General features: G+C 69.4%; 19 protein-coding genes. 7 read left to right on the top strand and 12 right to left on the bottom strand.

Going from position 1 to position 19,208, the window contains the following annotated elements:
• Positions 1-4: 4 nt before the first annotated feature.
• The 3 genes from AMK34_RS25560 to AMK34_RS25550 are packed head-to-tail and all read right to left on the bottom strand — an operon-like array spanning position 5 to position 2,463.
• A complete protein-coding gene (locus AMK34_RS25560) occupies positions 5-658 on the bottom strand; it encodes a response regulator (RefSeq protein ID WP_037344054.1) in 654 nt (217 codons plus the stop codon).
• On the bottom strand, positions 655-1,884 hold the full coding sequence (locus AMK34_RS25555) for a sensor histidine kinase (protein WP_073847018.1): 1,230 nt from the start codon (positions 1,882-1,884) through the stop codon (positions 655-657). The genes AMK34_RS25560 and AMK34_RS25555 overlap by 4 nt, the downstream gene beginning before the upstream one ends.
• Before the next feature lie 9 nt (positions 1,885-1,893).
• A complete protein-coding gene (locus tag AMK34_RS25550; RefSeq protein WP_038515486.1) occupies positions 1,894-2,463 on the bottom strand; it encodes a TetR/AcrR family transcriptional regulator in 570 nt (189 codons plus the stop codon).
• An 89-nt stretch (positions 2,464-2,552) separates the two neighbouring features.
• Here AMK34_RS25550 and AMK34_RS25545 point away from each other — a divergent pair, with 89 nt between their 5' ends.
• Positions 2,553-3,770: an MFS transporter gene (locus AMK34_RS25545; protein WP_073847017.1), complete on the top strand. Its 1,218-nt coding sequence runs from the start codon at positions 2,553-2,555 to the stop codon at positions 3,768-3,770.
• Between the two features lie 13 nt (positions 3,771-3,783).
• Positions 3,784-5,748: an ABC1 kinase family protein gene (locus AMK34_RS25540; protein ID WP_073847016.1), complete on the top strand. Its 1,965-nt coding sequence runs from the start codon at positions 3,784-3,786 to the stop codon at positions 5,746-5,748.
• Here the strand turns inward: AMK34_RS25540 and lepB are convergent.
• From lepB to AMK34_RS25495, 9 genes are all read right to left on the bottom strand, one after another.
• Positions 5,672-6,472 carry a signal peptidase I gene (gene lepB / locus AMK34_RS25535; RefSeq protein ID WP_143202576.1) on the bottom strand — a complete coding sequence of 267 codons (801 nt, stop codon included), beginning with the start codon at positions 6,470-6,472 and terminating at the stop codon, positions 5,672-5,674. The two genes, AMK34_RS25540 and lepB, sit on opposite strands and share 77 nt — an antisense overlap.
• Positions 6,473-6,490: 18 nt before the next feature.
• Positions 6,491-6,820, bottom strand: a complete 330-nt coding sequence (locus AMK34_RS25530) for a YnfA family protein (RefSeq protein ID WP_037344048.1) — start codon at positions 6,818-6,820, stop codon at positions 6,491-6,493.
• 141 nt (positions 6,821-6,961) lie between these two features.
• Complete coding sequence (locus tag AMK34_RS25525; protein WP_016333171.1) at positions 6,962-7,369, bottom strand: metal-sulfur cluster assembly factor; 408 nt, start codon at positions 7,367-7,369, stop codon at positions 6,962-6,964.
• Positions 7,366-7,815, bottom strand: coding sequence for a Fe-S cluster assembly sulfur transfer protein SufU (gene sufU, locus AMK34_RS25520; protein WP_007029705.1), 450 nt, complete (start codon positions 7,813-7,815; stop codon positions 7,366-7,368). Before sufU ends, AMK34_RS25525 begins: the two co-directional genes overlap by 4 nt.
• Positions 7,815-9,101, bottom strand: coding sequence for a cysteine desulfurase (locus AMK34_RS25515; RefSeq protein ID WP_038515494.1), 1,287 nt, complete (start codon positions 9,099-9,101; stop codon positions 7,815-7,817). The genes sufU and AMK34_RS25515 overlap by 1 nt, the downstream gene beginning before the upstream one ends.
• A gap of 39 nt (positions 9,102-9,140) precedes the next feature.
• Positions 9,141-9,911 (bottom strand): Fe-S cluster assembly ATPase SufC, encoded by a 771-nt coding sequence (sufC, locus tag AMK34_RS25510; RefSeq protein ID WP_007029703.1) that lies wholly within the window; start codon positions 9,909-9,911, stop codon positions 9,141-9,143.
• A 36-nt stretch (positions 9,912-9,947) separates the two neighbouring features.
• Positions 9,948-11,120: a Fe-S cluster assembly protein SufD gene (gene sufD / locus AMK34_RS25505; protein ID WP_038515496.1), complete on the bottom strand. Its 1,173-nt coding sequence runs from the start codon at positions 11,118-11,120 to the stop codon at positions 9,948-9,950.
• 2 nt (positions 11,121-11,122) lie between these two features.
• Positions 11,123-12,529, bottom strand: a complete 1,407-nt coding sequence (gene sufB, locus AMK34_RS25500) for a Fe-S cluster assembly protein SufB (protein ID WP_435832241.1) — start codon at positions 12,527-12,529, stop codon at positions 11,123-11,125.
• Positions 12,530-12,567: 38 nt separating this feature from the next.
• The gene (locus AMK34_RS25495) at positions 12,568-13,368 is read right to left on the bottom strand and encodes a helix-turn-helix transcriptional regulator (RefSeq protein ID WP_378412666.1); all 801 of its coding nucleotides are present in this window, start codon (positions 13,366-13,368) and stop codon (positions 12,568-12,570) included.
• A gap of 198 nt (positions 13,369-13,566) precedes the next feature.
• Here AMK34_RS25495 and mptB point away from each other — a divergent pair, with 198 nt between their 5' ends.
• From mptB to AMK34_RS25470, 5 genes are all read left to right on the top strand, one after another.
• Positions 13,567-15,153, top strand: coding sequence for a polyprenol phosphomannose-dependent alpha 1,6 mannosyltransferase MptB (gene mptB, locus AMK34_RS25490; protein ID WP_037344551.1), 1,587 nt, complete (start codon positions 13,567-13,569; stop codon positions 15,151-15,153).
• Between the two features lie 19 nt (positions 15,154-15,172).
• Positions 15,173-16,099, top strand: a complete 927-nt coding sequence (locus tag AMK34_RS25485; RefSeq protein ID WP_073847014.1) for an ABC transporter ATP-binding protein — start codon at positions 15,173-15,175, stop codon at positions 16,097-16,099.
• Positions 16,096-16,896: an ABC transporter permease gene (locus tag AMK34_RS25480; RefSeq protein ID WP_073847013.1), complete on the top strand. Its 801-nt coding sequence runs from the start codon at positions 16,096-16,098 to the stop codon at positions 16,894-16,896. Before AMK34_RS25485 ends, AMK34_RS25480 begins: the two co-directional genes overlap by 4 nt.
• Before the next feature lie 239 nt (positions 16,897-17,135).
• Positions 17,136-18,104 (top strand): COX15/CtaA family protein, encoded by a 969-nt coding sequence (locus AMK34_RS25475; RefSeq protein ID WP_073847012.1) that lies wholly within the window; start codon positions 17,136-17,138, stop codon positions 18,102-18,104.
• 103 nt (positions 18,105-18,207) lie between these two features.
• Positions 18,208-19,155: an acyl-CoA desaturase gene (locus AMK34_RS25470; protein ID WP_073847011.1), complete on the top strand. Its 948-nt coding sequence runs from the start codon at positions 18,208-18,210 to the stop codon at positions 19,153-19,155.
• Positions 19,156-19,208: the final 53 nt, after the last annotated feature.

Genomic DNA, 19,208 nt, shown 5'->3' with positions numbered 1-19,208 from the left:
GGCCTCAGCCCGCCGGTGTGACGAATCCGGTGTCGTAGGCCTTGATCACCGCTTGCGTCCGGTCCCGCGCGCCGAGTTTCGCGAGCACGTTCCCGACATGCGTCTTGACCGTCTGCACGCCGAGGTACAGCTCGCCCGCGATCTCCACATTGGACAGTCCGCCCGCCATCAGCCGCAGCACCTCGCTTTCGCGTTCGGTGAGCCCGGCACCGGACAGGCCGTCCAGCGGCCCCCGGTTCGCCTGCTGCGCGGCCAGCCGCCGGATCGCGGCCGGGAACAGCAGCGACTCCCCCGCCGCCACGGTGCGGATCGCCGCGACGATCTCCTCGGGCCGGGCCCGCTTCAGCAGGAAGCCGCTCGCCCCGGCGAGCAAGGCGTCGTACACGTAGTCGTCGTTCTCGAAGGTGGTCACGACGATCACCTTCGGCGGGTTGTCCATAGTGGACATCAGATGGGTCGTCGCGCGGATCCCGTCGACCGAAGGCATCCGGACGTCCATCAGCACGACGTCGGGCCGGAACCGCGACACCAGGCCGGGCACCTCGGCACCGTCGGACGCTTCGCCGACGACCTCCAGATCGGGCTCCGAGGCGACGATCGCCCGAAGCCCCGCCCGGATGAGCTGTTCGTCGTCGACCAGCAGCACCCCGATGCTCATCGCCGTTCCCCCCATGGCACCGCCACCTCGACCTTCCAGAATCCGTCCGCGCGGCCCGCGGTGATCGTGCCCCCGAGCACTTCCACCCGTTCCGTCATTCCCCTCAGCCCCCGGCCGCCCCCGTCCCGTGACGGCGGCGCGTCGCCGAGCGGATTGGACACCCGCACCCGCAACAGCTCCGCCCCTGCGTCGACGAGGACCGCCACCGGCACCTTACCGGCGTGCCGCAACGCGTTCGTCAGGCATTCCTGCAAGATCCGGTACGCCTCACGGGAGACGACCGGCGGCACCGCGGACGGATCACCGCGCATCTCCGCCGACACCTCGGCGCCCGCCAGCCGCGTGGCCTCGACCAGCGCGGGCAGCTCCGCCAGCCCTGATTGCGGCGCCCGCGACGACGCCTCGTCACGCAGCAGGCCGAGCACGTGGTCGAGATCGTCCAGGGCTGCGCGGGCCGAATCCTCGATCGCGGTGAGCGCCTGCTCGGTGAACTCCGGATCGGACCTCAGGGTGCGCCGCGCCGCGCCGGCCTGGATGGTCACGACGCTCAGCGCGTGCCCGACCGAGTCGTGCAGTTCGCGCGCGAGCCGGTTGCGTTCGGCGAGCTGTTCGGTGCGCTTCTCCAGCTGGGCGATCCGCTCCGCGGCCGAGATCCCCAGCAGGCTCTTGGCGCAGCGGGTCAGCGCCGCGCCCGCACCCCAGACGACGTAGGCAAGCACGACGACGCCGAGCAGGCACGCCAGCGGGATCCACGCGCTCGCCCAGCCTTTCGGCACCTCGATCGCGCTCGCGTCGGTCAGGGCGATCTTGCCACTGAACGGGGCCGCGATCGTGAAGCCGAACGCGACCGGGACGAACAGGCTCACCAGGCTGATGACGCAACCGGTGCTCACGTGCAGCAGGAACATCGCGGTCGAACGCAGGCGGACGGGCCAGCTCCCCGCGGGCCCGAACACGACTCCCGGCACGGGATCGTCCAGCAGTTCCCGCACGGCCGCGCCTTCCAGCACGCGGACGGCGGGGATGAACGACGACGCGATCATCACCACGACGACGGTGACCAGCCCGATCACGGTCCCGCGTTCCAACGTCACGACGAGGGGCAGCAGCGACGGCACCATGATGGCGGCGAAGAGCACATACGGCACGCTCAGCGCGCCACCGAGGATGAAGTAGACCCACCTGCGGTAGGTCGCCCGATCCAGGAGCGGGCCGAAAAGTCGCATGGGGTCTTTCTAGCGTGTGCCGGCTTCGCGTGGATCCCTCATCAGTATCTCCGCGATCTCCCTCGCGAGGGTGACCCGGTGCGCGTCCCCGTCGATGCCGGTATGCGCGACGGCGCCTTCGAGCAGGAGGAAGAGCTGCTCCGCCAGCCGCTCCGGATCGGCCGCGCCCGGCGCGTCCTCGCGGAGGAGTTCGGCGAACTTCGCCCGCACCGCCGCCTTGTGCCGGCGGATCACGTCGAGGCCGGGATGCCCGGCGGGCAGTTCGGCGGCCGCGTTGAGGAAAGCGCAACCCCGGTCGCTTCCCAGCTTGGGGTGATCGACGTAGGCGTCGAAGACCGTCAGCGCCCGGGGCACTTCGGCCTCCGCTAGCCGCTCTTCGAGGTACGCCCACCAGATGTCGTGACGGCTTCGCAGGTACGCGATCGTCAGCTCCGTCTTCGACCCGAAGGACGCGTACAGCGTCTTCTTCGTGACGCCCGCGGCCTCGGCGATGGCCGCGACGCCCACGGCGTTCAGGCCCTCCTGGTAGAAGAGCTCGCTCGCGGCGCTCAGAACACGCTCGCCCGCCGGTGTCAGCATGCCTCAACTATACCGATCGGTTGACCCGAGCGCGAAATGCGGGAACACTCCAGAGGTATACCGCTCGGTATACCTCTGGAGGAGAGCTGATGGTTTCTTCGTACAAACGCGAGCTGACGTTCACCGCGGCCGGGTTGTCGCTGATCGCGGTCTCGTACGGACTCGCGAGGTACGCGTACGGACTCTTCGCCCCGACGCTCCGCACGGAGTTCGGCCTCGACGGCAGCATGCTCGGCGCCATCGCGGCGGGAAGCTACGTCGCGTACTGCCTCGCGGTCATCGCTTCCACCGCCGTGACGACCCGCTGGGGCGCGCGGGCGGGTGCGCTCGCCGCCGGGGCGACGGCCACCGCGGGAACGTCCCTGATCGCGGCCGCACCGAACGCGGGCGTCCTCGCGCTCGGCGTCGTCCTCGCCGGAGCCAGCACCGGCCTCGCTTCCCCCTCACTCGCCGACGCGGTCTCCCGCGTCGTCCGCGTGACGCGCCGGGACCGTGCCCAGTCCGTGGTGAACGCCGGGACCGGACTCGGCGTGCTCGTCTCGGGCCCGGTCTCCCTGCTCGCGGTCGGCGACTGGCGAATGGCTTGGTGGGCCTTCGCCGCGGCCTCGGCTCTGGTGACCTTGTGGATCGCCCGTGTCGTGCCGCCGGTGAAGGACGACCGCGCGCGGGGGCTGCCGTCGCCGCTGTTCCCACCCGCCACCGGACGGCTGCTGCCCGCCGCCGCGACCCTCGGCTTGGCCAGCGCGGCGATCTGGACGTTCGGCCGGGACATCGCCGTGAGCATCGGCGGACTCGACGAGACCGCCTCGACGGTGGTGTGGATCGTGCTCGGCGCGGTCGGCCTGGCAGGCGCGTTCACCGCCGAACTGACCTCCCGCGCGGGACTGCGCCGCGCCTGGTCGGTGGGAATGGTCCTGTTCGCCGCCGCCACGGCCCTCTTCGCCCTCGCCACCCGCTCGCTCCCGGCACTCGTCATCGCGGCGGCGCTCTTCGGGGCCGTCTACATCGGACTGACCGGGGTGCTGATCCTCTGGGGCACCAGGGCCTACCCGACGGCGCCCGCGTTCGGTGTCGGCGTGGCGTTCCTGATGCTGGCGCTTGGACAGGCCGCCGGAGCACCGCTCATCGGTCTCCTGGGTGATCTCCTCGATCTTCGTGCCGGCTTCCTCGCGGCGGCGGCGATCGCCGTTCTCGGTGTTCTGTTCGCGCCTAGGGAGGCGACCACTACGTACAACTTCGGGCTCCGCTCCCTCTCAAGGGTGAGTACCGTCCCGCCGCAGCGGGAACCCCGCGCGGACTGCGCGTGATGTCCTCTTCGGCATGAACCTGCTGCTCGGCCTGCTCACCCTGCCCGTCTACGCGCTCATGCTGTGGCCGCTCGTGGTCGGCGCCCGCCGCGTGCTGGGGGTGCGGATCGGCCTGATCCGCGCGGGCTGCGCCGCCGGATTCGGCTGGCTCGTCGCGGGCGGCATCCTCACCGCGTTCCCGCAGGCGATGTACGCGGGGAACGCCTTCGCCGGGCTGGTCATCCCGGTGGCGGGCAGCGCTTTCCTGGCCACGCTGATCTTCCTGTTCGTCGCGGAACTCGCGCTCCCCGCCGGTTCGGGGCTCGGGCTGATCGGCAGGATCCGGTCGATGCGCCGCCGCGCGGCAAGGACCCGGCGCTACTCGCAGATCACCCGGATCGCGATCAAACACGGCCTCGGCCGCTACCTCACCGGCCGCCGCGAACCCGGCCTCGCCCAGGTCCGGCACGCCAAACTGGCGCGCTCACTGCGGCGCGCGCTGGAGGAGGGCGGCGTGACGTTCGTGAAACTCGGCCAACTGCTCTCGACCCGGTCCGATCTGCTCCCGCCGGTTTTCGTCGACGAACTCAGCAAACTCCAGGACCAGGTCGCCTTCGCCGACGCCGACGAGGTCGCGACGGTGCTCCGAGAGGAACTGGGTGGCGACCCGGCCGAGATCTTCGCCGAATTCGACCCGGAACCGATCGCGGCCGCGTCGATCGCGCAGGTATACCGGGCGAAGCTGCGCGGCGGTCAGGACGTGGTCGTCAAGGTGCAGCGGCCCGGTGTGCAGGCCTTGGTCGAGCGGGACCTCGACATCGTCCGCCGGGTGGCGGCCGCACTGGACGTGCGCGCGGGCTGGGCACGTTCGCTCGGCGTCGTCGACCTCGCCGAAGGATTCGCCGACGCGCTGGTCGAGGAACTCGATTTCCGCACCGAGGCCAGGAACATCGAAGCGGTCACCGCCGCCTCCCCCGGTACCGAGGTCGCCCTTCCGACCGTCCACAAAGAACTGTCCACCGAACGTGTCCTGGTGATGCGTCGTCTCGACGGCAAACCGCTCGCCGCCGCCAAGGAGCAGGTGCCGGTCGCGGAACGGGCGAAACTCGCGCGGTCGATGCTGCGGTGCGTGCTCGGCCAGGTGATGGGCAGCGGCGTCTTCCACGCCGACCCGCATCCCGGCAACGTCCTGCTGCTCGCCGACGGCAGGCTCGGACTGCTCGACTTCGGCTCCGTAGGGAGGCTCGACTCGGGTCTGCGCGGCGGTCTGCAGAACCTGATCCTCGCGCTGGACCGCGGCGACCCGGCCGCGTTGCGCGACGGCCTGCTGGAGATCGTCGACCGGCCGGACGAGATCGAGGAGCGGCGGCTGGAGCGGGCGCTGGGTGCCTTGGTGGCCAAGCATTTCAACCACGGCCAGGCCCCGGATCTCGACATGTTCACCGACCTGTTCCGGGTGATCGCCGACTTCAAACTCAGCGTGCCTCCGCCGATCGCCGCGGTGTTCCGCGCCCTGGCCACCTTGGAAGGAACGCTGGCCGCGCTGGCGCCGGGATTCAACATCGTCGTCGAATCCCGCGCCTACGCCACCGAGCAGGTCGGCGCCGGCCTGCGCCCGGAATCGCTGCGCGCCACGGCCACCAACGAACTGATGGCGCTCCTGCCGGTGCTGCGACGGCTGCCCCGCCGCGTCGACCGGATCGGCGACGCGCTGGAGCAGGGCAGGCTTTCGGTCAACGTCCGGCTGTTCTCCGACGAACGCGACCGCGACGTGGTCACCGGTCTGGTGCACGAGATCCTGCTGGCGTTCGTCGGCGTGGCCACCGGGCTGATGGCCGTACTGCTGCTGGGCAGCGCGACCGGCCCGGAGGTGCTGGCCGGGGTCACGCTGCACCAGATGTTCGGCTACAACCTGCTGGTGGTCAGCGCGTTGATGGGATTGCGGCTACTCTTCGTCGTTTTCCGGCGGAGCGGACAACGATCACGATCGCCCCGATGACCCCGACGGCTACCAGCCCGGCCCCGCCGAGCGCGAGGTTGCGCGAGGTGCGGAATCCGGTGTCGGACACCGGATCGCCGGGCAGCCCGGCCTCGACGAACGCGGTGGTCTGCGGGAAGGGGTCGGCGGCGAGGACACTCCCCAGCCCGACGACGACTCCGACCACTTTCGAGAGCGGGACGGCGCCGTCACCCGGCATACCGACGTAGATCCGTGAGTCCCGCGAATTGTTCCGCTGGTCGCCGACGACGAACACGGCGCCCGGCGGAACCTGGACGCTGAACGGCCGGTACTCCTTGCGGCCGTAGCCGTTGTCGTCCTCGGTGTAGGGCTCCTTGACCGGCTTCCCGTTGACGGCGATCAGGTTGTCGTTCGTACAACAGACGACCTGGTCACCGCCGACACCGATCACCCGCTTGACGATCCGGCCGTCTGCGGGGCTCGAATCCGGGAACGCGGAAACCTCCATGAGGACGACCGCGCCGCGAGGGATCTCGGGCAGGGAGGTCCAGCGGTACAGCACGACCGCCCCCGGCTGGATCGTGGGCGCCATCCCGCCGCCGGGAACGCTCACCATCCGGTAGCTCATCAGGGTCCAGAACCCGTATCCGCCGGCGCCCACGCCGACGACCGCCAGCAGGATCATCACGAACAGGAGCGGGGAGAATCTTCGCTTCGGCCCGGGTCTGTCGGCGGGCGGCGCGGGAAAGTCCGTTTCGGTCACAGCGCAGAGTAGCGCCACTCAACCTCGGGGCGCGTACATGATGACCCCGACCCCGGCCAGGCAGATCAACGCGCCGATCACGTCGTAGCGGTCCGGCCGGTAGCCGTCTGCGACCATGCCCCACGCCAGCGAACCCGCGACGAACACTCCGCCGTACGCGGCGAGGATGCGGCCGAAGTTCGCGTCGGGTTGCAAGGTCGCGACGAAGCCGTAGAGACCCAGTGCGACGACGCCGGCGCCGATCCAGAGGTAGCCCCGGTGCTCCCGGACGCCTTGCCAGATCAGCCAGGCACCGCCGATCTCCAGGAGGGCTGCGAGCGCGAAGAGCGCGATGGACCGGAAGATCATCCCGGCAGCCTACGGGACGCGGTATAGGTCGTTATACGCTCGACACCCTCGCCCCTCCCCCCAATGCAATGAACGGTCCTTTCCTTGCGAATTTCGCAAGGAAAGGACCGTTCCTAGCACTCGAAAGGAGCGAAGCGAGCCTCAGACGGTGAAGCCGAGCGCCCGCAGCTGTTCGCGGCCGTCGTCGGTGATCTTCTCCGGACCCCACGGCGGCATCCAGACCCAGTTGATCCGGAAGTCCTTGACCAGTCCCGTTCCCCCGCCGACGAGCGCGGCACCGGTCTGGTCCTCGATGACGTCGGTCAGCGGGCAGGCCGCCGACGTCAGGGTCATGTCGATGGTGGCGGTGTTGTCCGCCTCGACGCGGATGTCGTAAACGAGCCCGAGGTCGACGACGTTGATGCCGAGCTCAGGGTCGACGACGTCGCGCATCGCCTCTTCGACGTCCTCGACCTTCGCCACGTCGGCGCTGTCCGGGGCGGCGGCGGTCTCGGCGTCGAGGTCGGCGGCCGTGCGGCCCTCGCGGGTTTCGGTCTGCTGTTCGGTCATGCCGTCTCAACTCCGTTGGTCGTGCGGGCGACGGCGTCCTTGAACGCCATCCATCCGAGCAGGGCGCATTTCACGCGGGCCGGGTACTTGGCCACGCCGGCGAAGGCGATGCCGTCCTCCAGCACGTCCTCGTCCGGCTCGATCTGTCCCTTGCCCTGCATCAGCTCGACGAAGGCGTCCATGGTGGTGAACGCCTCCTCCACGGTGTGCCCGACGACGAGATCCGTCAAGACCGACGTGGACGCCTGGCTGATCGAGCAGCCCTGTCCCTCGTAGGAGACGTCGGCGACCTTCCCGTCGTCGACCTTCACCCGCAGCGTCACCTCGTCGCCGCAGGTCGGGTTGACCTGGAACGACTCGGCGTCGAACGGCTCGCGCAGGCCGCGGCCGTGCGGGTTCTTGTAGTGGTCCAGGATGATCTCCTGGTACATGCTCTCCAGGTTCATCACGCGACTCCGAAGAACTTCTGCGCCTCACGCACACCGTTCACCAAAGCGTCCACTTCGGACAGGGTGTTGTAGACGTAGAACGACGCGCGCACGGTCGCGGGCACCGAGCAGGCCCGGTGCAGCGGCCACGCGCAGTGGTGCCCGACGCGGACGGCGACGCCGAGGCTGTCCAGCACCTGCCCCGAGTCGTGCGGGTGGACGCCGTCGATGACGAACGACACGAGCCCGCCGCGGTCGACCATGTCGGTGGGGCCGACGATCCGCACGCCCGGGATCTCGCCGAGCCCGGCCAGCGCCGCCTCGGTGAGCACGTGCTCGTGCGCGGCGACCCGGTCCATGCCGATCGCCGACAGGTAGTCGGCGGCCGCGCCGAGGCCGACGGCCTGCGACGTCATCGGGGTGCCCGCCTCGAACCGCTGCGGCGGCGCGGCGAACGTGGTCTGCTCCATGCGGACCAGCTCGATCATCGAGCCGCCGGTCAGGAACGGCGGCATCGCTTCGAGCAGCTCGCGGCGGCCGTAAAGGACACCGATGCCGTACGGGCCGACCATCTTGTGCCCGGCGAAAGCGGCGAAGTCGACGTCCAGCGCGTGCAGGTCCACCGGGAAGTGGGGCACCGACTGGCAGGCGTCCAGCACGACCAGCGCGCCGACCTTGCGGGCCTTCTTCACCAGGAACTCGACCGGGTTGATCGTGCCGAGCACGTTGGACTGGTGCGTGAACGCCAGCACCTTGGTCCGCTCGGTGATCAGCTCGTCCACATTGGACAGATCGAGCCGGCCGTCGGCGGTGACGGAGAACCACTTCAGCGTCGCGCCGGTGCGCTGGCAGAGCTGCTGCCACGGCACCAGGTTCGCGTGGTGCTCCATCTCGGTGATGACGATCTCGTCGCCGGGACCGATCTTGAACCGCTCGGCCCCGGGACCGGCCGTGGCGGCGTTGCTCATCGCGTAGGCGACGAGGTTGATGCCCTCGGTGGCGTTCTTGGTGAACACCAGCTCGTGTGGGGAGGCGCCGACGAACTCCGCGATCCGCACGCGGGCGGACTCGTAGGCGTCGGTCGCCTCCTCGGCGAGCTGGTGCGCGCCGCGGTGCACCGCGGCGTTCGAGGTCTCCAGGAACCGGCGCTCGGCTTCGAGCACCTGCGCCGGCTTCTGGGACGTCGCACCGGAATCCAGATACACCAAGGGTTTCCCGTCCCGGACCGTGCGGGTCAGGATCGGGAAGTCGGCCCTGATGGCCGCTACGTCCAGCGGAACAGAGTTAGCCGTGGTGGTGGTCATCGGGCCAACTCCTCTCGGTGTAGTCGTGAAGTTCAGTGATCAGACGGCGGCGGTCTCGGCGGAGCCGGTGTACTTGACGTACCCGTTCTCCTCGAGCTCGTCCGCGAGTTCACGGCCACCGGACTCGACGATCTTGCCGCCGGCGAAGACGTGCACGAAGTCGGGCGTGATGTGCCGCAGGATCCGCGTGTAGTGCGTGATCAGCATGACGCCGGCGTCGTTGTTGGCCTTGAACTCGTTGACGCCCTCGGACACGACGCGCAGCGCGTCGACGTCGAGGCCGGAGTCGGTCTCGTCGAGGATGGCGATCTTCGGCTTGAGCAGCGCCAGCTGCAGGATCTCGTGGCGCTTCTTCTCGCCGCCGGAGAAGCCCTCGTTCACCGAACGCTCGGCGAACTCGGACGAGATCTCCAGCTTGCCCATCTCCTCCTTGACCTCCTTGACCCAGTGACGCAGCTTGGGGGCCTCGCCACGGACCGCGGTGGCCGCGGTGCGGAGGAAGTTGGACATGGACACGCCCGGCACCTCGACCGGGTACTGCATGGCGAGGAACAGGCCCGCGCGGGCGCGCTCGTCGACGCTCATCTCCAGCACGTCCTCACCGTCGAGCAGGACCTGCCCGGAGGTGACTTCGTACTTGGGGTGGCCGGCGATGGCGTAGGACAGCGTGGACTTGCCCGAACCGTTGGGGCCCATGATCGCGTGGGTCTCGCCCGACTTGATGGTCAGGTTGACGCCCTTGAGGATCTCCTTGGGGCCCTCCTCGGTCGTGACCGAGGCGTGCAGATCCTTGATTTCCAGCGTAGGCATTTCTTTCCTAAAAGTCTGATGTGGACGGACGAGGGCTCAGGCGCCCACGGCTTCGAGTTCGGCTTCGATCGCGGCCTCGAGACGCTCGCGCACCTCGGGAACGCCGATCTTGACCAGGATCTCGTGGAAGAACCCGCGTACGACCAGGCGGCGCGCGGCGTCTTCGCCGATTCCGCGCGACTGGAGGTAGAACAACTGCTCGTCGTCGAACCTTCCCGTCGCGCTCGCGTGGCCCGCGCCTTCGATCTCGCCGGTCTCGATCTCCAGGTTCGGGATCGAGTCGGCCCGCGCGCCCGGCGTGAGCACCAGGTTGCGGTTGAGCTCGTAGGTGTCGGTGGCCTCGGCGGCCGCCCGGATCAGCACGTCGCCGACCCACACGGTGTGCGCGTCGTCGCCCTGCAGCGCACCCTTGTACATCACGCGCGACTTGCAGTTCGGCACCGCGTGGTCGACGAAGAGACGGTGCTCCTGGTGCTGGCCCGAGTCCGCGAAGTACAGGCCGAGCATCTCGACGTCGCCGCCCTTGTCGGCGAAGGTCGCCGTCGGCGAGACGCGGACCAGGTCACCGCCCAGGGTGATGACGATGTGCTTGAGGCTGGCGTCGCGCCCGAGCTTCAGGTGCTGCTCGGAGACGTGCACCGCGTCGTCGGCCCAGTCCTGGACGCTGACCACGGTGACGTTCGCCGAATCGCCGATGACGAACTCGACGTTGTCGGCGTACGTGCCGGAGCCGACGTGGTCGAGGACGATGACGGCCTCGGAGAACTGCTCGGCGCGCACCTGCACGTGCCCGTAGGCGACCTTGCCCTCGCCGGGGCCGGTGATCTTCACCGTCGACGGCTTCGACGTCTTCGTCTCCTTGGGCACCGTGATCACGGTGGCCTCGGTGAACGAGGAGTACGCCTGCGCGGCGATCCGGTCGCTCGGGACACCCGCGGCGCCGAGGCGCTCGTCGTCCCGGCCGACCGTCTCGATCTTCAGTTCGGGGGCGGCTTCGGCGTCCACGGTGGCCGAACCCGAGGCGGCGGCGGACCCGTCGTGCAGGCCGCGCAGCCGCTTCATCGGCGTGAAGCGCCAGTTCTCCTCACGACCGCCGGGGACCTCGAAGGCCTCGACGTCGTAGGAGGTGAATCGCTCCGCGCGGGACGTGGCCGGGATGACCACGCCCTCGCGCATCGCTTCGGAAACGTTGTTCTCGGTAACCGACATGACTAGCCGACGGACCCTTCCATCTGAAGCTCGATCAGGCGGTTCAGCTCGAGCGCGTACTCCATCGGCAGCTCACGCGCGATGGGCTCGACGAACCCGCGCACGATCATCGCCATGGCCTCGGCCTCGTCGAGACCGCGCGACATGAGGTAGAACATCTGGTCTTCGCTGACCTTCGAGACGGTCGCCTCGTGGCCCATGGAGACCTCGTCGTTGCGGATGTCGACGTACGGGTACGTGTCCGACCGCGAGATCGTGTCGACCAGCAGCGCGTCACAGACGACGCTGGACCGCGAGTGGTGCGCCCGCTTGGCGACCTTGACCAGGCCGCGGTACGAGGTGCGGCCACCGCCGCGCGCCACCGACTTCGACACGATGGTCGAGGAGGTGTGCGGCGCCAGGTGCTCCATCTTCGCGCCGGCGTCCTGGTGCTGGCCCTCGCCCGCGAACGCGACCGAGAGGACCTCGCCCTTGGCGTGCTCGCCCATGAGGAACACGGACGGGTACTTCATCGTGACCTTGGACCCGATGTTGCCGTCGATCCACTCCATGGTCGCGCCCTCTTCGCACTTGGCGCGCTTGGTGACCAGGTTGTAGACGTTGTTCGACCAGTTCTGGATGGTCGTGTAGCGGCAGCGGGCGCCCTTCTTCACGATGATCTCCACGACCGCCGAGTGCAGCGAGTCGGACTGGTAGATCGGCGCGGTGCAACCCTCGACGTAGTGCACGTAGGCGTCTTCGTCGACGATGATCAGGGTCCGCTCGAACTGACCCATGTTCTCGGTGTTGATCCGGAAGTAGGCCTGGAGCGGGATGTCCACCTTGACGCCCTTGGGCACGTAGATGAACGAACCGCCGGACCACACCGCGGTGTTCAGCGCGGAGAACTTGTTGTCCCCGGCCGGGATCACGGAGCCGAAGTACTCCTTGAAGATCTCCGGGTGCTCCTTGAGCGCGGTGTCGGTGTCCAGGAACAGGACGCCCTGCGCCTCCAGGTCCTCACGGATCTGGTGGTAGACGACCTCGGACTCGTACTGCGCGGCGACACCGGCGACGAGGCGCTGCTTCTCCGCCTCGGGGATGCCCAGCTTGTCGTACGTGTTCTTGATGTCCTCGGGCAGGTCTTCCCAGGAGGTGGCCTGCTTCTCCGTGGACCGCACGAAGTACTTGATGTTGTCGAAGTCGATCCCGGAGAGGTCCGCACCCCAGTTGGGCATCGGCTTCAAGTCGAAGAGCTTGAGCGCCTTCAGTCGCGCTTCGCGCATCCACTCCGGCTCGGACTTCTTCGAGGAGATGTCGGTGACGACGTCCTCGTTCAGTCCACGACGGGCAGTAGAGCCCGCCTCGTCGGAGTCCGCCCAGCCGAACGCGTACTTGCCAAGGGACTCGATGGTCTCTTCCTGGCTCATGGGCGCGGTGGTGGGAGTGCGCTGCTCGGCAGCGGCAGTCATGCGGGTTTCCCTCCATTCGGGATCCGTGCTGTGCGCCCTGGAGAGGGCGCCGTGCTTCCCGGCCCGGGTGTGGCCGGGTGACCCGCCGAAACGACGGGTACGTGTGTGGTGCACGCGTTGTCACCGCGTGCGATGGTCGCCAGCCGCTGGACGTGGGTACCCAGAAGTTCCGCGAAAGCCTCGGTTTCGGCTTCACACAACTGAGGGAACTCCGCGGCGACGTGGGCGACCGGGCAATGGTGCTGGCAGAGCTGTTCGCCGACACCGACCTGACGGGTCGACGCAGCGTAGCCCTCCCTGGTCAGCGCCGCAGCGAGAGCCTCGGCACGGGTGGCCGGGTCCGTGTGCTTGGTGATCGCGTCCTGGTGCGGACCGACCAGCGAAGCGACCCGAGCCTCCGCGAAGGCCTTCACGGCGTCTTCGCCGGCGTGTTCGGCGAGGAAGCGGATGGCCGAGGACGCGAGGTCGTCGTAGGCGTGCCCGAAGCGGGCGCGGCCGGCCTCGGTGAGGAGGAAATTCTTGGCGGGACGGCCTCGTCCGCGGGGGCCCCGGCGGGGCGCGTCCCGGGTTTCGGCCTCGCCGTCGGCGAGCAGCGCGTCGAGATGACGGCGGACGGCGGCGGCGCTGATACCCAGCTGCTCGGCCACCACGACGGCGGTCATCGGACCCTGTTCCAGCAGCAAACGGGCCACTTCGTGCCTGGTCCGGCCCTCGGGGCCGACCTGCACGGGGACAGGCTGGACCTCGGCGCGGGGCATGTCGCCACCGGCCTCGTCCTGCGTCCCCGTCTTTTTCACAACACAAGTGTGACGTATTTCCGGGGAGACGGCAAAGAGGGGTGCCTCACGGAGTGGCGTGGGTCACGTCGGAGCGGCTGAGCACAGGGGTAACCACGTACCCGCCCGGTCTGTTCCCGGGATCGCTACCCTTCGTGCGTGGTAGTGGGCGATCACCCGGCACAGCGGGACAAGGACGAAGACCGGGCGGCGGGGTCGGTGGCGACGCTCGTGCCCGGGCGCCCGCACGATCCGGAACCGCTGGACGACAAGGAACTGCGCGGGCTGAACGTGGTCCGCCGGTTCGGCGCGGTCGGGTCCCTGTTCCTCGCCCTCGGCTCGCTCGGCGCGGGCGCCGCCCCGGTGATCAACCCGGTGCAGGAGATCCCGGTCCTGCGGCTGTTCACCCGGATCCCGATGGTCTCGCTCGCGATGGGCCTGGCCGGGATGGCGATCATCGTGCTCAGCTGGCTGCTGCTCGGCCGGTTCGCGCAGCCCGCGCGCCGCCGCCTCGCCACCCAGGGCCAGCTCGCGCGCACCATCGCACTCTGGTGCGCGCCGCTGCTGTTCATCCCGCCGCTGTTCTCGCGCGACGTCTACAGCTACCTCGCGCAGAGCGAGATCGTCGCGCGCGGGATGGATCCGTACTCCCTCGGCCCGGCCGAAGCGCTCGGCGTCTCCGACCCGCTGACCTCGGGCGTCTCCAACATGTGGCGCGAGACCCCGGCGCCCTACGGCCCGCTGCTGCTGCGTCTCGGCGGCTGGCTCGCCCCGCTGAGCAGCGGCAACATCGTCACCGGTGTGCTGCTGCAGCGCGGGCTCGCGCTGATCGGGGTCATCCTGATCATCTGGGCGCTGCCCCGGCTGGCCAGGCGGTTCGGCGTGCAGCCCGCCACCGCGTTGTGGCTCGGCGCGGCGAACCCGCTGCTGATCTTCCACTTCGTCGCCGGCGCCCACAACGACGCGCTCGCCATCGGGCTCATGGTGGCCGGGCTGGAGGTCGGTCTCCAGCGGATGCCGGTGCGGTTCAAGAACGACGAACCACCGCCACTGGCCAAGGGCGAACTGCTGTACATCGGGCTCGGGGTGGTGCTCATCACCCTCGGCGTCGCGGTGAAGATCAACGCGATCCTGGCTTTGCCGTTCTTCACGGTGATGGTGGCCAGACGCTGGCACGGCCGGATCAAGGACCTCCTCACCGCCGCGGTACCGATGGCGTTGCTGTTCGGCGTGACCCTGGTGGCGGTCTGTTACGGCACCGGCCTCGGCTTCGGCTGGGTCGGCGCGCTCGGGACGCCGGGGCTGGTCCGCTCGTGGATCTCGCCGACGTCGGAGCTCGCCGCGCTCGGCGGTGTCCTCGGCATCGCGCTCGGCCTCGGCAACCACACCAACGCGATGGTGCCGATCCTGGGCTCGCTCGGCTATCTCGTCGCGGGCGCGGTGACGGTCAAGTTCCTCTGGGACAGCTTCAAATGGCGCTACCGGCCGATCATCGGGCTCGGTGTCTCCCTCGGCGCGGTGATGGTGCTGCACGTCGCGCTGCAACCCTGGTACCTGCTGTGGGCGATCATCCCGCTCGCCGCGGCGGCGGGGACCTCGCGGTTCCGCATCGCCGCGACGATCGTCACCGCCGTCCTGCCGTTCCTCCTGCCGACGACGGGGAGCACCTTCGAGGGCCGCGGTTTCGTCCTGCCGTTCGCGTGGGCCGCCGCCGGGGTCGTCACGCTTCTGGGGCTGTTCATCGTCCACCGCCTCTCACCACTGCTGCTGTCCAGACCGTCCCCGGAGCATTCGGTCCCGGCGTGAGGCCGTATCGTGACCTGTCGTGAACGCCCCCGCCGTCGAGATCACCGGGCTGGTGAAGCGCTACGGATCCACCACCGCCGTCGATGGACTCGACCTGCGGATGGAACGTGGCACCCTGCTCGCGCTGCTCGGCCCGAACGGGGCCGGCAAGACCACCACCGTCGAGATCTGCGAAGGCTTCCTGCGGCCTGACGACGGCGAAGTCCGGGTTCTTGGCCTGGATCCGTCGCGGGACGGTTCGGCGCTGCGGCCCCGGATCGGTGTGATGCCCCAGGGCGGCGGCGCGTATCCCGGCGTCCGCGCCGACGAGATGCTCGGCCTGGTCGCCGCGTGCGCGGCGAATCCGCTCGACCCGGCCTGGCTGCTGGACGTCCTCGGTCTTTCGGGCGCGAGGAAGACGCCGTTCAAACGGCTTTCCGGCGGGCAGCAGCAACGACTCTCGCTCGCCTGCGCGCTCGTCGGACGACCGGAACTGCTCTTCCTCGACGAGCCGACGGCGGGCATGGATCCGCAGGCCCGCCGCCTGGTCTGGGATCTGCTCGAAGCACTGCGCGCCGACGGGGTCAGCGTGCTGCTCACCACGCATCTGATGGAGGAGGCCGAAACGCTGGCCGACACCGTCGTGATCGTGGACCACGGCAAGGTCGTCATCGAAGGTTCGCCGCAGTCGCTGACCGTCGAAGCGGGCGAGACGGCGCAGTTGCGGTTCAAGGCCCGCACGCGGCTCGACACCGCGCTGCTGACCGCGGCGCTGCCCGAGGGGCATCTCGTCCACGAATCGGCGCCGGGCACGTATCTCGTCGAGGGCGCGATCGATCCGCAGGTGGTGTCGACGGTGACGGCGTGGTGCGCGCAGCAGGGGGTCATGCCGGAGGAACTGCAGGTCGGCAGGCGCACGCTGGAAGAGGTCTTCCTGGAGCTGACGGGACGGGAACTGCGCGCATGACGACGACGCCCACGCCACGGTTCGCCGCGGGCACCTTCACTCCCGCTCCCGGTCGCGGTTCGCTCGGCAAGATGCTCCGCACGCACGCGAAGGTCGAGGCGAGCCTGACGCTGCGCCACGGCGAGCAGATCCTGCTGACCCTGCTCATCCCGCTCGCGCTGCTGATCGGCCTGTCGCTGCTGGACATCCTGCCGTCGTCGCAACTCGGCGATTCGTCCAAAGTGGACTGGATCACGCCGAGGATCCTCGCGCTGGCGGTGATGTCGTCCGCGTTCACCGGGCAGGCCATCGCGCTGGGCTTCGACCGTCGTTACGGCGTCCTCAAACGGCTTTCCGCGACCGCGCTGCCCCGCTGGCTGCTCGTCGCGGGCCGGGTGGCCGCCGCGCTCGTGGTGGTCGCGCTGCAGGCGGTGATCCTCGGTGTCGTCGCCGCGCTGCTGGGCTGGTCGCCGTCGCTCGGCGGGATCTTCGGCGCGATCCCGTTCCTGATCGTCGGCACGCTCGCCTTCGGCGCGCTGGGCCTGCTGCTCGGCGGGGCGCTGCGCGCGGAAGCCGTGCTGGCGCTGGCGAACATCGTCTGGTTCGTGCTGCTGCTCGCGGGCGGGATCCTGCTGGCGCCGTCGACGATGCCGTCCGGCGTCGCGTGGATCGTCGAACTGCTGCCCTCGGGCGCGCTCGCCGAAGGGCTGCGGTCGGTACTGCTGGACGGTTCGTTCGGCTGGGGCCCGTTCGCGGTGCTCGTCGGCTGGGGCGTCGTCGCGGGCGCGCTGGCGGGCAAGACGACCAAGCTCACCTGAGAGCCAGTTGGCGGAGCTGAAGACGGGCTTGTGAACCAGGCACAACGCGTGAACCCGCCCTGCCGAAGGCCCCGCTATCGCGGTGGCAGGGCGCCCTGAACACCCGTCTGAACGGGTTTTACCAGGTCGCGCCCTGCCGACGTCGATCGCGGCGCGGGTTCACCACCAAGCATGAGGCGGCCGACACAGCCGGTGCGGCCGGTGGAAGGCTCTCAGGAAGGGCGTTCTAGCATCGGACGGTGCCGTTCCAGAGCCTTGTAGCGCGTCTGCCGTATCCCTCGTTCGCGGTCCAGCGAGCGGTCGCGATAGCGGCGGTGATCGCCCAGGCCGGAATCGGCGTCACCGGATCGGTCGTCCGGGTCACGGGATCGGGTCTCGGCTGCCCGACCTGGCCGCAGTGCGTCGAAGGCAGCATCGTGCCGGTCGCGCACCCCGAATTCGACGCGCTCACCCAGTGGATCGAATTCAGCAACCGGATGCTGACCGGGGTGGTCATCCTGGTCGCCGCGCTGTGCGTGATCACCGCGTGGCGCGTGCAGATCGAGCACCCGAGCCGCCGTCGTCTGGTGAAGCTGGCCTGGACGATGCCCGCCGGCGTGATGCTGCAGGCCGTCGTCGGCGGGATCACGGTGCTCGCCAAACTCGAATGGTGGACCGTCGCGCTCCATTTCCTCGCCTCCACTCCCCTGGTCTGGCTCGCGGTGCTGCTGCTGCGGGCGTTCAAGGAGGGTGACGAGCCCGCCCGCTGGCTGATCCCGGACGCGGGCCGCAAGACACTGATCGTGCTCGCCGCGGCCATGTGGGCCGTCCTCGTCGCGGGCACCGTGGTGACCGGCGCGGGCCCGCACGGCGGCGACCCCGGCACCCACCGCCTCCAGGCCCCGATCGAGACGCTCACCCAGATCCACGGTGGACTGCTGGTGGTCTACCTGATCGTGCTGGCCGTCTTCGGGCTCCAGCTGATGCGGGGCGAGACGCCGAAGCAGTTGTGGCAGCGGTACGCCATCGTGTGGATCGTCGCGGTCCTCCAGGGCGTCGTGGGCTCGGTGCAGTACGGCCTCGGTGTCCCGGAGGCGCTGGTCTCGTTCCACGTCCTCGGCTCCGCGCTGGTGATCATCTCGACGGCGGCGCTGTGGTGCAGCTCGCGCGACCGCGGCCCCGTGCCCTCGGCGAACGCGCCGGAACGCGAACTCGCCACCTCGAACTGAACCGGACGTAACCCCCAGGCGGCGTGCTCGCCAGACACTGCCCTTACGCTTCGCTAGGTGCCCCACTCGGGGGTCACCACCGAGTCGAGGCACGAGGTGTCGCATGACCGCCAGCACCGAGCCGGACGCACCGGCCAGTCCGTCCAAACCCCTGATCTCCCACCGCCGGGGTTCCGGCGAGATGCTGATACTCAAGACCTTCCTGCTGGTCCCGTTCGTCGCGCTGCTCGCCGCCGTGCCGATCGTGTGGGGCTGGGGCATGACCTGGGTCGACCTCGGGCTGGCGGCGGTGTTCTACACCCTCGGGACGCTCGGGGTGACCGTCGGCTATCACCGCTACTTCACCCACGGCGCCTTCAAGGCCGGGCGCCCGCTGCGGGTCGCGCTCGCCATCGCCGGGAGTTTCGCGGTGCAGGGTTCGGTGATCTTCTGGGTGGCCAGCCACCGTCGCCACCACGCCTTCGCCGACCGTGAAGGCGACCCGCACTCCCCCTGGCTGTTCGGGACCTCACCCGGGGCGCTGCTGCGCGGCTTCTGGCACGCGCACATGGGCTGGATGTTCAGCCGCGAGGTGACCAACTACGACCGGTTCGCGCCGGACCTGGTGGCGGACAAGGATCTCCGGGTGGTGAACCGCTACTTCTGGCTGTGGATCACGCTGAGTCTCGCGCTGCCCGCGGTGCTCGGCGGGCTGATCAGCTGGTCGTGGTGGGGTGTGGTGACCGGGTTCTTCTGGGCCGGGCTGGTCCGGATCGCGTTCCTGCACCACGTCACCTGGTCGGTGAACTCGATCTGCCACCTGGTCGGCGAGCGCCCGTTCGCCAGCCGGGACAAGGCGGCGAACTTCTGGCCGCTGGCGATCCTGTCCATGGGCGAGTCGTGGCACAACTCCCACCACGCCGACCCGACCTGCGCGCGGCACGGTGTCCTGCGTGGACAGGTCGACGTGTCCGCGCGGGTGATCTGGCTGTTCGAGAAGTTCGGCTGGGCACGGGACGTGCGGTGGCCGAAGCCCGAACGCCTGGCCGCGAAACTCGTCAAACCCGCCTGACCCCCGATCGCGTTTCGTCCTCTGAATGCGGTAGTTGCACACGCAAGGATCGC

The sequence above is a fragment of the Amycolatopsis sp. CB00013 genome (assembly GCF_001905755.1).
In the GTDB taxonomy this organism is placed as follows: domain Bacteria; phylum Actinomycetota; class Actinomycetes; order Mycobacteriales; family Pseudonocardiaceae; genus Amycolatopsis; species Amycolatopsis japonica.
Note: the sequence above shows the minus strand (reverse complement) of the source record. Positions and strands in the feature narration are given on the sequence as shown.

Coding starts and splice junctions, on each gene's coding strand:
- AMK34_RS25545 (WP_073847017.1), top strand. CDS start 2,553: ATGGTTTCTTCGTACAAACGCGAGCTGACGTTCACCGCGGCCGGGTTG.
- AMK34_RS25470 (WP_073847011.1), top strand. CDS start 18,208: ATGACCGCCAGCACCGAGCCGGACGCACCGGCCAGTCCGTCCAAACCC.
- sufD (WP_038515496.1), bottom strand. CDS start 11,120: ATGTCGGTTACCGAGAACAACGTTTCCGAAGCGATGCGCGAGGGCGTG.
- sufU (WP_007029705.1), bottom strand. CDS start 7,815: ATGAACCTGGAGAGCATGTACCAGGAGATCATCCTGGACCACTACAAG.
- AMK34_RS25540 (WP_073847016.1), top strand. CDS start 3,784: ATGAACCTGCTGCTCGGCCTGCTCACCCTGCCCGTCTACGCGCTCATG.
- AMK34_RS25515 (WP_038515494.1), bottom strand. CDS start 9,101: ATGACCACCACCACGGCTAACTCTGTTCCGCTGGACGTAGCGGCCATC.
- AMK34_RS25525 (WP_016333171.1), bottom strand. CDS start 7,369: ATGACCGAACAGCAGACCGAAACCCGCGAGGGCCGCACGGCCGCCGAC.
- AMK34_RS25550 (WP_038515486.1), bottom strand. CDS start 2,463: ATGCTGACACCGGCGGGCGAGCGTGTTCTGAGCGCCGCGAGCGAGCTC.
- AMK34_RS25480 (WP_073847013.1), top strand. CDS start 16,096: ATGACGACGACGCCCACGCCACGGTTCGCCGCGGGCACCTTCACTCCC.
- sufC (WP_007029703.1), bottom strand. CDS start 9,911: ATGCCTACGCTGGAAATCAAGGATCTGCACGCCTCGGTCACGACCGAG.
- AMK34_RS25555 (WP_073847018.1), bottom strand. CDS start 1,884: ATGCGACTTTTCGGCCCGCTCCTGGATCGGGCGACCTACCGCAGGTGG.
- sufB (WP_435832241.1), bottom strand. CDS start 12,529: ATGAGCCAGGAAGAGACCATCGAGTCCCTTGGCAAGTACGCGTTCGGC.
- AMK34_RS25560 (WP_037344054.1), bottom strand. CDS start 658: ATGAGCATCGGGGTGCTGCTGGTCGACGACGAACAGCTCATCCGGGCG.
- AMK34_RS25530 (WP_037344048.1), bottom strand. CDS start 6,820: ATGATCTTCCGGTCCATCGCGCTCTTCGCGCTCGCAGCCCTCCTGGAG.